Below are 12565 nucleotides of genomic sequence, written 5' to 3' on the forward strand. Positions count from 1 at the left end.
GTCACCGCCTCCGCCGCCACCGCCCCGGCCAAGCCCGCCACCGCGGCCAAGACCACCGCGGCGAAGGCCACCACCACCGCCAAGCCGGCCGCCACGACCACCACCACCGCGCAGCCCGCAGCGAAGATCGAGACCAAGGCCGCCAACCCGTTCGCCGGGGCCACCCTCTCCCAGCTCGAGCCGACCGGCACCGTAGGCACCCAGTCCCACATCACCCTCAGCTCCACCCAGCAGGCCAACGCCGCCACCATCGTCCAGGCCGCCGAGAACCTGCACCTCTCCCCCTACGCCGCCACCATCGCCGTAGCGACCTCCATGCAGGAATCCAAGCTCCAGAACCTCAACGTCGCCGTCGACCACGACTCCCTCGGCCTGTTCCAGCAGCGCCCCTCCACCGGCTGGGGCACCCCCACCCAGCTCGAGAACCCGACCTACGCCGCCACCGCATTCCTCAACAGCCTGCCCTCCAACTACCAGAACATGTCCCTGCACACCGCCGCACAGGACGTCCAGCGCTCCTTCGACGGCTACCTGTACGCACAGTGGGAAGACCAGGCCGCGCACATCGTGTCCTCCATCGTCAACAGCTGATATAAGTAGACTCATACTGGTATAAGTAGGCAGATTGATCCACGCGTCGGCAAGGGCCGTACAATGGCGGCGGCCCGGCCGGGCAGGATCGAGAAAAGAGGGAACGCGTGGGCAGGTGGGAACGGGCGCTGGACGCGGCCGGAGTCGAGCAGGCGTCGTTGCGCTCGGACTACGGCCGGGTGCGGGCGCAGGCCTCCGCGTTCAAGCACGAGATAGTGCTGGCGGCCGAGCTGCTCCTGCCGGAACGCCTGGTCGCCCACGTGATCGCCGCCATCGCGTTCATGCACCGCACGGACGTCCTGCTCGACAGCGGACCGGCGGCCGAGCGCAAGGAGTCCTACGAGGACTGGGAGCGCGAGGTCACCGAGGCCCTCGAGGCCAACCAGAGCGGTGATCCGGAACTGCGGCCGCTGCTGCACACCATCGTCGCGCACCCCGTACTGCACGAGCGCGTGCTCGACTATCTCGCCTCGGCCGACCTGGACCTGGAGTTCACCGGCTTCGTCGCCGAGGCCGACTACCAGACTTATGTCGAGGGCTACTCGCTCCCGGCGTTCATGCTCGTCGCGACGCTGCTCGGCCCGGACGGCGACCAGCAGGCCTACCGGGCCGCCTGCCGCACCTACATAGAGGCGATCCAGCGGCTCGACTTCGTCAACGACCTCGCCGAGGACCTGGCGAACGACCGGCTCACCATCCCGGCCCAGACGCTCGAGCAGCACCGGGTCACCCGTACCGACCTCGAGCAGGCCCGCGACCTGCCGACGGTACGCGCACTGATCGCCGACCAGCTCGACCGGGTCGAGCGGGGCCTGGGCGCCGGAAGCGCCGCGATCGACCTCGTGCCGCCGGCAAGCCGCCCGATGCTGCGCTGCATGCTCAGCCTCGACGCACTCACCGTCGCGGCCGCCCGCGCGGACGTCCCGGCGCTGCTGCGCCGCCCGGCCAACTGCTCCAAGCTCGCCGCGGTCCGGGTGCTGGGCCGCGAGTATCTCAGCGCCCGGCGGACCCGCCGGGCTTAGGCCGAGATTCAGACCGCGCAGGCGTCGTACACGACGTTCGGCGATCCGGACGCCGACTCGAAGATGACGCCCCGGCAGGTCGGCACGTACTGGGCCGGGATCTCGAGGTCGCCGCTGCCGTTGGCCGGTTTGAGCGCGAGCACCACCGGCCCGGTGGTCAACGCGAGCACGACCCGCAGCGTCGGGTCTCCGGCGGCCGGGTCGTAGGTGACCTGGACGACGTGCCGGCTGCCGGCCGGCCAGGACAGTCCGGCGCGGCCGTTCACGCTGGTGGTGGTCATGTCATCCTCCTGAGGTGTGGCGGAGCGCGCCGGCGGGCGGATGTCCCAGAGCGGCGCGGTATCGCGCAGGTCGTTGAGGTCGTAGTCGGAGCCGGAGTAGAACTGCGTTCCGGTCGAGGCCACGGAGGTCGGGACGGCTCCGGTCCAGTCGGCCTCGTCGTAGCCGCCGGACGGGGCGGTGTTCTGCACGACGGTGGACTTCGAGCCGTAGAGGAGCTCGAGGTCGCCGTCCGCGTTGCGCAGGTCCCGGTCGAAGGCCAGCTCGTACGCCGAGTCCACCGCGGTCTCGTAGTCCAGCATGGTCAGCGTGCCGCGGGGCTGTCCCTGTGCCCGCGCCCAGGCCGCCACCGTGGCGGCGTCCGCCGACGCCTGCGCCGTGCCCTGGGGGCTGGAGCGGACGAACACCGGCAGGATGTAGCGGCACCACGGCTGGGCCTTCAGGGCGTCGATCTCGGCCTGGGTCCAGCCGTGGTACGCGTCGCCGCCCGGGATGTAGACGCACCAGCCCACCACCGGTCTGCCGTCGTACTCGGTCGGATAGGTGGACGGCGGATACGCGGAGTCGCCGATCAGCATCATCAGCCTCTTTCCATACTCGCGATCGGTCGCGGAGACCTCGCTCGCGAGTACCCCGAGACCGCACATCAGCACCCTTCCGCGGCCCCGGATCCGCCAACCGCATCCCGGGCGACCCGAACGAGTGAGCCCGGGCCAGGGCGCGCCCTGTTTCCACCCGCCCGCGCCCCGTGCCGGGCGGACTCCTCGCGCCGACTTATTGACACTGTCATATGACAGTGTCACGATGGGCGCATGACCGGACCGGATCCCGCAGCGTGGACGATCGAGCAGCTCTCGGAGCTGGTCGCCGAGGCGCTCTCGGCCGACCACCGGCAGGTCAACGGCCGGGTACGGCAGGTGCCGGACGTGCGCACCATCCGCTGGTACACCTCGATCGGCCTGCTGGACCGGCCGGGCGCGATGCGCGGGCGCACGGCGCTCTACGGCCGGCGGCATCTGGCCCAGATCGTGGCGGTCAAGCGGCTGCAGGCGCGCGGGCTCACGCTCGCCGACGTGCAGCAGCAGCTGATCGGCGCGGACGACGCCACCCTGGAACGCATCGCCGGACTCGGCGACGCGCCGGAGCCGGCACCGACACCCGCACCCGCACCACTGGCGCCCGAATCAGGGCTGGAACCCGAGCCGGCCCGCGGCCGCTTCTGGTCCGCCCGTCCGCTGCGGGCGCCCACGACGCAGGCCGAGCACACCGCACAGCCCGAGCCCGCCGAGCCGTTCGGCGCGCGCATGCACGGAATCCGCCTGGCACCGGACGTCTCGCTCCTGCTCGACGGCGCCGACCACGCGCCGGACGACGCGGCGATCGCCGTCCTGACCCAGGCCGCCCGACCCCTGCTCGACGCGCTCCGGGCGCTCGGGCTCAGCAGCACCGACGAAGAGGCAGCACCTCACCGACGAGGGGCGGCGGGAGCCGTCCGAAGGGGGACACCGTGATGAATGTCAGGATCGGTACCGTCGAGACCCTGCACGAGAACGAGATACTCCGCCTCGCGGCGCCCGACCCGGAGGCCGGACTCGGCGCTCTGGGCACCGAGCGCGGCAACCTGCCCCTCGAGTCGATCGAGGTGCGCTCGGCCGTGGTCGGGCTCACCGTGCGCACCGAGGTCGCCCAGGGCTTCCGCAATCCCTATGACGTCCCGCTCGAGGCGACCTATGTCTTCCCGCTGCCGGACCGCGCGGCGGTGACCGGGCTGCGGATGGAGGCCGACGGCCGGGTGGTGCAGGGCGTGCTCGAGGAGCGCGGCCAGGCCCGGGCCGACTACGAGCAGGCCCTGGCCGAGGGCCGCCGCGCCTCGATCGCCGAGGAGGAGCGGCCCGGGGTGTTCACCATGCGGGTCGGCAACATCCTGCCCGGCGAGCACGTCGTCATCCGCGCCACCCTGGCCGGGCGCCTGCCGTTCGAGGACGGCGAGGCGACCTACCGCTTCCCGCTCGTGGTCGCGCCCCGCTACATCCCGGGCACCGCGCTGCCCGGCGACCAGGTCGGCGACGGCACCGCGCCCGACACCGACGCGGTGCCCGACGCCTCCCGGATCAGCCCGCCGATCCTGCTGCCCGGCTTCCCGAACCCGGTGCGGCTCTCGGTCGAGGTGGACCTCGACCCGGCCGGGCTGCCGCTGACGGCGATCCGCTCCAGCCTGCACGGCGTCGAGGTCACCGCGCCCGACGGAGCCGACGACGCGTCAGGCCGGCGGCTGGTGCGGCTGGTCCCCGGCGAGCGGCTGGACCGCGACTTCATCCTGCGGCTGGGTCTGGGCTCCGAGGACGCGGTGGCGACCTCGCTCGCGGTCCGGCTGGACGACGAAGAGACCGATGCGGGCGCGGAGCCGGACGCGCCGGAGCGCGCCGGGACCTTCGTCCTGACCGTGCTGCCGCCGAGCCGCGAGCACGCCGGGACCCACCCGCGTGACGTCGTGCTCGTCCTGGACCGCTCCGGCAGCATGGGCGGCTGGAAGATGGTCGCCGCCCGCCGCGCGGCCGGGCGGATCGTGGACACGCTCACCGGCGCGGACCGCTTCGCGGTGCTGGCCTTCGACACCGTGCTCGAAACCGCGCCGCTGCTGCCCTCGGGCCTGGTCGAGGCGAGCGACCGGCACCGCTTCCGCGCGATCGAGTACCTCGGCGGGCTCGAGGCGCGCGGCGGCACCGAGATGGCCGAGGCGCTCGGCCGGGCCGCGGACCTGCTGGCCGCGGCGCCGGGCGAGGTGCGCGACCGGGTCCTGGTGCTGGTCACCGACGGTCAGGTGGGCAACGAGGACCAGATCCTGGAGCGGCTCGCGCCGCGTATCAAGGGCGTGCGGGTGCACACGATCGGCATCGACCGCGCGGTCAACGCCGGGTTCCTCAAGCGGCTGGCCCGGATCAGCGGCGGACGCTGTGAGCTGGTGGAGTCGGAGGACCGGCTGGACGAGGCGATGGCGCAGATCCACCGGCGGATCGGCGCCCCGGTGGCCACCGGGCTGAGCCTGGCCGGGGCCGGTCTCGCGGTGGATCTCGCCAGCGTGGAGCCGGCCCGGCTGCCGGACCTGTTCGTCGGCGCTCCCCTGGTGCTCAGCGGCCGGTTCACCGGAAAGCCGGAGGGCGAGGTCGTGGTGCGCGGCACCGGAGCGGACGGCAAGCCGTGGCAGACCTCTGTCACAGCCGTCGCCGCAGCCGACGCCGGACTGGCGGCGTACTGGGCGCGCGGGCGGGTGCGCGACCTCGAGGACGGTTTCGCCTCCGGGCACGGCGGCGAGGACGCCGAGCGCGCGATCGTCCGGACCTCGCTGCGCTTCGGCGTGCTGTGCCGGTTCACCGCGTTCGTCGCGATCGACAGCCGGGTGGTGAATCAGGGTGGCCCGATGCGGCGGGTGACGCAGCCGGTGGACAGCCCGAGCGGCTGGGACGCCTTCGGCCAGGCGAGCTGGGTCGCGGCATCCGCGCCCGGGCCCGCCGTGTCCAGGGGGCCCGCGGGCGCTCGGCGCTCGGCGCTGCCGATGCCGGGCGCGCCGCTGCCGAGCGGCGGCCCGATGCAGCCGGGCGCCCCCATGATGCCGGTTGCGGTCGCGGCCGCGATGCCCATGGCCGATGTCCTGCCGCCGAGCCCGCCGCAGATCCAGCCGGAGATGAAGCGGGCCAAGTCCGAGCTCGAGCCGTTCCTGGAGGAGGCGGACGCAGCGGCGGTCCCGGCTCAGGGCTCGATCGCGGCTCAGGCTTCCATCTCTGAGGTGTGGGCACGCCTGCTCGCCCTGCGGGAGCGTCTGGATGCCGAGAGCGCCGCGCCCTTCGCCGACCGGGTCGCGCTGCTGAGCGAACTCGCCGGCGTGCTGCGCGAGCTCACCGCCCTCCCGTTCCTCTCGACCCCGGAGAATCTCCAGGTTCTGACGGAGCTGGCCGCCCGGCTCGAACTCCCGCTCACCGACCAGGCCGAGCTCGAGGCGCGTTGGCAGCAGGCCGTCAGCGGGCTCGCCACCGTCACCGGGGCGTCGGAGCCTCGGCGCGCCGGAGCCTTCTGGAAGCGGCGCGCCCAGAGCTGACCCCGCGCGGGGATTCGGCATCCCGCGGCAGGAAGATCCCACCGTAGGCGCCGCCGAGCGTGACCAGGGCGGCGCCCGCGGTGAAGATCAGGTCGATGCGGCCCATGTGCAGGCCGCCGATCTCGCCGTGGTAGTGCACCAGCACGGTGCTGGCCAGCCAGCCGGACACGGCCAGCGACAGCATCGAAGCGAGGCTCATGGCCGGGTTGAACACCTGCACGACCCGGCCGAGGTACTCCTTCGGCGCGGCCTTCATCACGGCCGGGCTGAAGACGGTGTTCACGATCCCGGCCAGGCAGGCGACCAGCGCCACCAGCAGCAACGCGCTCCAGAAGCGGGTCTGGCGGGCGTAGAGCAGGATCACCAGGCCGCCGAGGAACAGCGGCAGCCAGGTCGAGCGCCGGATGCCGAGGCGCTCGACCACCGCGCCCGCGGCCAGCGCACCGAGGACCGCCCCGGTGCCGTCGGCCATGGAGAGCAGACCGTAGAGATGCGGGTCGGCGTGCAGGTTCTCGGTCACGAAGTACACGTCGAGTCCGTTCAGCGCCCCGGTCCCGACGGTCAGGATGACCACCATGACCAGCAGGGTCACCAGGAACCTGCTGTGCGCGAACACCCGCAGTCCGTCGAGCAGGTCGCGGCCCAGGCTGCGGAGCCCGGAGACGGGCGTGGTCTGCGGCGCCTGCTCCGGGGGCCGGGCCGCGCGCTCGACCCGCACGGACCGGATCACCCAGTAGGAGAAGACATACGAGGCCGCGTTGAACAGCAGCGCCCACTGGAAGCCCACGGTGAACAGCAGCGGCGCGGCCAGCGGCGGGCCGATCATCAGGGTCGCGGCATATGTACCCTGACTCAGGCCCACGGCTTTGGCCCGGTCCTCGTCGCCCGGCACGATCTGCGAGATCATGGCGAACCTCGACGGGTTGAAGAACTGCCCCGCCACGTTGAGCGCCAGCACCACCCCGTAGACCAGTGCCAGCCAGGCGCCGACCGGCAGATCGCGGGTCGGCAGCAGGGACACCGCCGTCAGCGCTCCGGCCAGCACGGCCCGGATCGCCTCGGTGCGCAGCATCGTCGCGCGCCACTCCCACCGGTCCGCGAACACCCCGGCGATCGGGCCGACGACGGCGACGGCGAGGCCGGCCGCCAGCATCACACCGCTGACCGCGGCCGGACCCCAGCTGCGGCCGTGGGCGAGCACGGTGGCGATCCACAGCAGCACCGTGGTGTCGAACACCGCGTCGCCGAGGCCGGAGACCGCCCCTCCGGTCCACAGCCGGGCGAAGTCCCGGTTGACCAGCCGCCGCTCGATGAAACCCCCGGTCGCCCCCGCACTGCGCGTCATGATGGAAATCATGGAGCACGGCACGCCGCGGATCAATAAGAGCACACAATCACGCGGGCCCGCTCCGCGAACGCACCGAGTATCGCAGTGCTCTTTGATATCTCCGCGGGCTCGGATACGCTCGGGTGCGTACGCGGGAGCGCAGCGGACGTGCACGGGAACACGGGCGCCGTGACGGAGTGGGGTTGCCATGGACGTGATCGTCGCCGAGGTCATCGGCATCATCGCCCTGGTCACGCTGGTCGCCGGGCTCTTCAGCGCCGCGGCGCGCCGGCTCGGCCAGCCCGCCGTGATCGGGCAGATCGTGGCCGGCGTGGTGCTCGGTCCCAGTGTGCTCGGCCGGTTCCCGGGTGATCCGACCGCGCATCTGTTCCCCGCGCACGCAGTGCCCTATATCAATGTTCTGGGCCAGGTCGCCGTCGTCATCTTCATGTTCGGCGTCGGCTACGAGATCGAGTTCCGGGCCCTGCGGCGGCAGGGCTCGAGCGCGCAGCTGGTCGCGCTGTGCGCGGTGAGCGTGCCGCTCGCGCTCGGGGTGCTGGTGGTGGCGCTGGACCATTCGGCCTTCGCGGCCCTCGGCGGCCACCCGGACCAGCGTGCGTTCGTGATGTTCATCGCGGCCGCGGTCTCCATCAGTGCCCTGCCGGTATTGGCCGCCATCGTGCGGGACCGCGGTCTGGCCGGGACCAGGGCCGGGATCACGGCGACGGCGGCGGCCGCGCTGATGGACGTACTCGCCTGGCTGGTGCTGGCGGCGGCCGTCATCGGCGCGGGCCCCAAGCCGCGGTTCACCCTCCCGGTCACCACCGTGCTGGTCGTGGTCTTCATCGTGCTCATGCTCGCGCTCGTCCGTCCGGCGCTCGGCTGGTGGCTCGCCCGCAGCTCGGTGCTGGCCAGCCCGGCCACCCTCGCCTTCGTACTGGCCGCGGGCGGCGCCTGGGTCACCGCCGAACTCGGGCTGCACCCGATCTTCGGCGCGTTCCTGGCCGGACTCACACTGCGCGGCAGCCGGCCCCCGGACGCCGAGGTCGTCTCCTCGATGGAGCGCGCCGGGAACCTGCTGCTGCCGCTGTTCTTCATCACCACCGGCCTGTCGCTCAACGTCGGCTCGGTCGGCGTGACCGGATTCGAGGTGCTGGCCCTGGTGACGGCGGCGGCCTGCCTGGGCAAGCTCGTTCCGGCCTACCTGGCGGGCCGGCTGACCGGACTGGACAAGACCGACGCGCGCACTGTCGCGGCCCTCGTGAACACCAGGGGGCTGACGGAGCTGATCGCGCTGAACGTGGGCCTGGCCGACGGCATCATCACCTCGCGGCTGTTCACCGTGCTCGTCCTGATGGCCCTGGTGACGACGCTGGCGACCGGGCCGCTGCTCTCGGCCATCCGTCCGGTCACCGCGCCCGCCGAGGTCGGTGAACCGGTCGCCGTGGCGGACTGACGGGGTCGTTCAAGGGCGTGGCGAGCGCCAGGGCGCAGGGTGCCGCGTCCTCAAGGGACCGCCAGGACGCCTCGCCCCAGCGACAGCCGTGCCGGGCGCCGGGCCGCACGGCGATCCGCCAGGGCTCTGCGAAGATCCCGAGGCCGAGCGACTTCACGCAGGCCTCCTGGACCGCCCAGACGCGCGCGAACGCGGCGGCGCGCGCGGCGCCGAGAAGGCTCAGCACTCGCACGGTACGCCACCTCGCCCGGGCCGCCATGCGCGACCTCGGCCGTCCCGAGGCACCCGTCGTGCACGGCCAACGACGCGATCCGCTCTGGCCCGAGGGCCTGGTCGGGTCGATGACCCACTGCCGGGGAAACCGCGCAGCAGCCTTGGCCCGCCGAACCGACGTCGTCGGCCTGGGCCTGGACGCCGAGCCCAACGAACCGCTCTCCTCCGGCGTGCTCGACGTCATCGGACTGCCCGAAGAGCGGGCGCAGCTCCTCGACCTGCGCGCCGAGGATCCCACTGTCTACTGGGACCGTCTGCTGTTCTGCGTCAAAGAGGCAATATATAAGGTGTGGTTCCCGCTGGCCGGGACGTGGCTAGGCTTCACAGTCGCGCTGGTGTCGCTGGTGTCCTTCGGCGGCACGGACGGCACGTTCACCGTCGTACACCAGATCCCGGGCCCGCCGCTGGGAACGCAGATCCCGCAGACGCTACACACCCTGCATGGCCGCTGGCACTCGGAGCGCGGCGTACTGGCCGCGGCTACGTTGGTACCGATCGCGCCGGTCTCCGCCGCACCCTGATCGCTTCCCCTGAGCTGGCTTCCCTGAGCTGGATCGGCCTCCAGGGCGAGAAATCAGTGCCGGGCACGCAACCCGATCGAAGCGTCCCGACTCTAGTTATCGACCTGGTCAGAACGAAGGGCGGAGCACATGCAGCGAAGAACCGAGTTCGCCGAATACGCGCAGGCCAGACAGGGACACCTGCTTCGCACGGCCTACCTCCTGTGCGGCGATCCGCACCAGGCGCAGGATCTGGCGCAGGAGGCGCTCACGAACCTGTGCCGCTTCTGGTCGCGGGCCAGCCGGGCCGACTCCGTGGACGCGTACGCGCGCCGGGTGCTGGTCAACGCCTACCTGGCGAACGAGCGGAAGCTCAAGCGCGAGCGGGACACGCACATCGCGCTCGCCCTCGACGCGCCGCCGCCGCGAGCCGAGGACTCGGAGCTGCGGCTCGAACTCCTGGCCGGCCTGGCTCAGCTGGGCAAGCGGGGCAGAGCGGTGCTGGTGCTGCGTTTCTGGGAGGACCTGAGCGTCGAGGCGACCGCGGCCGCGTTGTCCTGCAGCGTCGGGACCGTCAAGAGCCAGACCTCGCGGTCCTTGGTCCGGCTGCGCGAAGTGCTCGGCCCCGATTGGGCCGAGCAGTCGTCGGCCGAGCCGGCCACTGCCACGAGCCCGGCTGATGCAACGTTCTCCTACACGAAAGAAGGATGATACGACATGCAAGACGATCAGCTGGAGATCGGCGAGGATCAGGTACGAAGCCTGTTCGAGACAGTCTCGGACGGCTATCAGTCCTCTGCTGACTTGGTTCCCGCGGCCCTGGCCGCCGCCAGACGCGCGACGCGGCGGCGCGCGATCGGCTACACCCTGAGCGCGGGCGCACTCGCGGCAATCGGTTCCCTGGCCGTCGTACTTCCGGGCGGCGGCACCGTCGCGCGGACCTCGGTCACCGTCGGCTCCAGCGAGCCGGCGACGGGCGCCTCGCCCGCGATCGTTCGGGAGTGCACCGGCGTCTACATGCCCTGGACCTCCGGATCCGACGCGTCCTTCTACGGCAAGGGCAGCACCAGCGAGCGGACCACGATCTGCGAGCAAGATCTCAGTACACTCGCGAAGCTGCTTCCGGGTGTCACGTCTTCCCAGAGCTCGGAGCCGTACAGCTCGGCGATGAACGAAATGATGCCGGACCAGGTCTCACAGCTGGGTTCCGGGATGAACCCGAACACGCCCATCCTCAACCCGTGGCAGTACAACGTGGTCGAGCACGGCACGCCGGGAGTCCTCATGATCGAGTACTCGCGCGACGCCGACGGGCTCGAGTTCTGCCACCCGTGCTCGATGAACACGCCGCTGGCGCACGGGTTCACCCTGGTCGACACCACCAGGGACTCGACGTCCAGCAGCTCGGGCGCGATCGTCGGCGTGCAGGTCAAGACGCCGCAGGGCGAGAACATCATCGTCTACCTAAGTGCGGGCTCGAACCGCGGCGTGCCCAGGATCGACCTGGTCAAGCTGGCCGAGAACCCCGCGTTCACCGCACAGCTGGCCGCCGACCTGGACATCATCGGCAACAACTGAACTCTCAGCAGCCTCGAGTCGGCGCCGCCGGTGAATCAAGCGCCGCAGCAGCGCTCCCGGCCGCGCCGGCTCGCACGGAACCGCAGGGCTCGCACCGTTTCACATTCGATGTTCACTTGGCGTAGCGCAGGATCGCCGCACATCCGTCGTCGGCCTCTACGCCCGGCAGCAGTTCGCTGAACGAGGCGCCGCCGGCCGCAGCCGCCCGCAGCATGAGCGGGCCCGCCTTGCCCTCGAAGGCCTTCTCGCCGTACTCGCCGAGCGCCTCCGGGGCACTGGCGATCAGCATCGCGTCCTCGGCGGTCGCCCACTTCATCGGGTCGGCGGAGCGGTCCGCGGACAGCAGCAGAGTGTCGACGCTGCCCCGGGCGAGCGCGTCGATCACCGCGGGGATGCCGTGCACGGCCCGGTTGCGGCCCAGCGCGTCGCTGTACGCGGTCATCATGCGCTCGTGGTCGGCGCGCGAGATGTCGGCGAGCGCGTACTCGACCGCCTCGCGCATGGCAGCGGCCGCGTCGTCCCGCCGTCCGCCGGGGACCTCGACGATCTCGGCGCCGAGCCCCTGGGCCGCGAGCTCCTCCCGCAGCAGCGGAATCGCCTTGGGGTCGCCGGCGATAACGGCCACCCGGGCGTCAACACCGGTCGCCGCCTCGGCCGCCTCCCGCGCGACACCGGCTGCGTTGTCGGTCCACGCGTTCACAGCGCGCCGGTGGTACGAAGCCATCGACGGCCCGCCGGCCCCGACCCGGCTCAGGTGCAGCGTGGTGCCGTCGTAGGTGCGGCTGGACTCGGGGTCGAACGCCCCAGCCGGGTACGCGTCGATGTCGCCGCCCTCCCGGTCGAGCGCGATGACGATGTACGGGAGCTGATGATCGAGGTCGAGAACGGTCTCCAGCGGGTCCGCCACCAGCCCGACGACGCCGCGGCTGGCAGCCGGCGGCTCCGAGAGTGCGAAGGACCCAAGGATCTTCCCGTTCGCCGCGAACAGCGACTCACCCTGCGGCCCGACAATGTGCGGCGCAGAACCGACCTGCCCGTCCAGCGCCTCGAGCGTCTCCTCGCCAACGCCCTGCGCGGCAAGGTCCCGGCGCAGATCCCGCCAGGTAAGCTCCAGTCGCTTGTCCGCGTCCTGGTCCTCCCGGCTGGTATCCAGGTGCACCGAGACGACATCGCCGGGCGTCGCGGTGTAGAGGGGCCGGAGCAGATCGAGATCCATCGTGTTCTCCTGACGCGATCGGGGTCCCGCCATCGTCCCCCGACCCCGCCACACCCGGCACGCGGCGGCAGGCCACACTGACCCGTTCGGGGAGGTCCGGCAAGCTCGGGCGCCCGACCCAGACTCGCTCAGCCCGGACCCGCGAAAAAACCCGCGACCCTTGTCCGAGATCAGCAGGCTTCGCGCGCTCGGCGATGGCGGCGATGGCGGCGATGGCGGCGATCGAGAGG

At 71.9% G+C, this 12565-nt stretch carries 11 protein-coding genes; 8 read left to right on the top strand and 3 right to left on the bottom strand.

Translation table 11 applies throughout. The annotated features are described in order from the left end of the window. The coding region (locus KDL01_RS32605) for a hypothetical protein (RefSeq protein WP_368861693.1) at positions 1–591 on the top strand (591 nt) is incomplete at its 5' end. Between the two features lie 107 nt (positions 592–698). Then, the gene (locus KDL01_RS32610; RefSeq protein ID WP_212532526.1) at positions 699–1613 is read left to right on the top strand and encodes a squalene/phytoene synthase family protein; all 915 of its coding nucleotides are present in this window, start codon (positions 699–701) and stop codon (positions 1611–1613) included. A gap of 8 nt (positions 1614–1621) precedes the next feature. Here KDL01_RS32610 and KDL01_RS32615 read toward each other — a convergent pair whose 3' ends face one another. After that, entirely contained in the window at positions 1622–2473 is an 852-nt protein-coding gene (locus tag KDL01_RS32615; RefSeq protein WP_212532527.1) for a hypothetical protein, read from the bottom strand. A gap of 231 nt (positions 2474–2704) precedes the next feature. On the opposite strand from KDL01_RS32615, the gene KDL01_RS32620 reads away from it, so the two are divergent. Then, positions 2705–3403 (top strand): helix-turn-helix domain-containing protein, encoded by a 699-nt coding sequence (locus tag KDL01_RS32620; protein WP_212532528.1) that lies wholly within the window; start codon positions 2705–2707, stop codon positions 3401–3403. Then, positions 3403–5985 carry a VIT domain-containing protein gene (locus KDL01_RS32625; RefSeq protein WP_212532529.1) on the top strand — a complete coding sequence of 861 codons (2583 nt, stop codon included), beginning with the start codon at positions 3403–3405 and terminating at the stop codon, positions 5983–5985. The genes KDL01_RS32620 and KDL01_RS32625 overlap by 1 nt, the downstream gene beginning before the upstream one ends. Here KDL01_RS32625 and KDL01_RS32630 read toward each other — a convergent pair. Further along, complete coding sequence (locus KDL01_RS32630) at positions 5924–7330, bottom strand: MFS transporter (RefSeq protein WP_212532530.1); 1407 nt, start codon at positions 7328–7330, stop codon at positions 5924–5926. The two genes, KDL01_RS32625 and KDL01_RS32630, sit on opposite strands and share 62 nt — an antisense overlap. 190 nt (positions 7331–7520) lie before the next feature. Between KDL01_RS32630 and KDL01_RS32635 the strand changes: the two genes are divergently transcribed. From KDL01_RS32635 to KDL01_RS32650, 4 genes are all read left to right on the top strand, one after another. Then, positions 7521–8768: a cation:proton antiporter gene (locus KDL01_RS32635; protein WP_212532531.1), complete on the top strand. Its 1248-nt coding sequence runs from the start codon at positions 7521–7523 to the stop codon at positions 8766–8768. Positions 8769–8785: 17 nt separating this feature from the next. Continuing rightward, positions 8786–9562, top strand: a complete 777-nt coding sequence (locus KDL01_RS32640; RefSeq protein WP_212532532.1) for a 4'-phosphopantetheinyl transferase family protein — start codon at positions 8786–8788, stop codon at positions 9560–9562. 129 nt (positions 9563–9691) lie between these two features. Next, entirely contained in the window at positions 9692–10252 is a 561-nt protein-coding gene (locus tag KDL01_RS32645) for a SigE family RNA polymerase sigma factor (RefSeq protein ID WP_212532533.1), read from the top strand. Between the two features lie 6 nt (positions 10253–10258). Further along, the gene (locus KDL01_RS32650) at positions 10259–11119 is read left to right on the top strand and encodes a hypothetical protein (RefSeq protein WP_212532534.1); all 861 of its coding nucleotides are present in this window, start codon (positions 10259–10261) and stop codon (positions 11117–11119) included. A gap of 112 nt (positions 11120–11231) precedes the next feature. Here the strand turns inward: KDL01_RS32650 and KDL01_RS32655 are convergent, their stop codons facing one another. Continuing rightward, complete coding sequence (locus KDL01_RS32655) at positions 11232–12335, bottom strand: baeRF2 domain-containing protein (protein ID WP_212532535.1); 1104 nt, start codon at positions 12333–12335, stop codon at positions 11232–11234. Positions 12336–12565 lie beyond the last annotated feature (230 nt).

This window comes from Actinospica durhamensis (assembly GCF_018139695.1).
GTDB classification, from domain to species: Bacteria; Actinomycetota; Actinomycetes; order Streptomycetales; family Catenulisporaceae; genus Actinospica; species Actinospica durhamensis.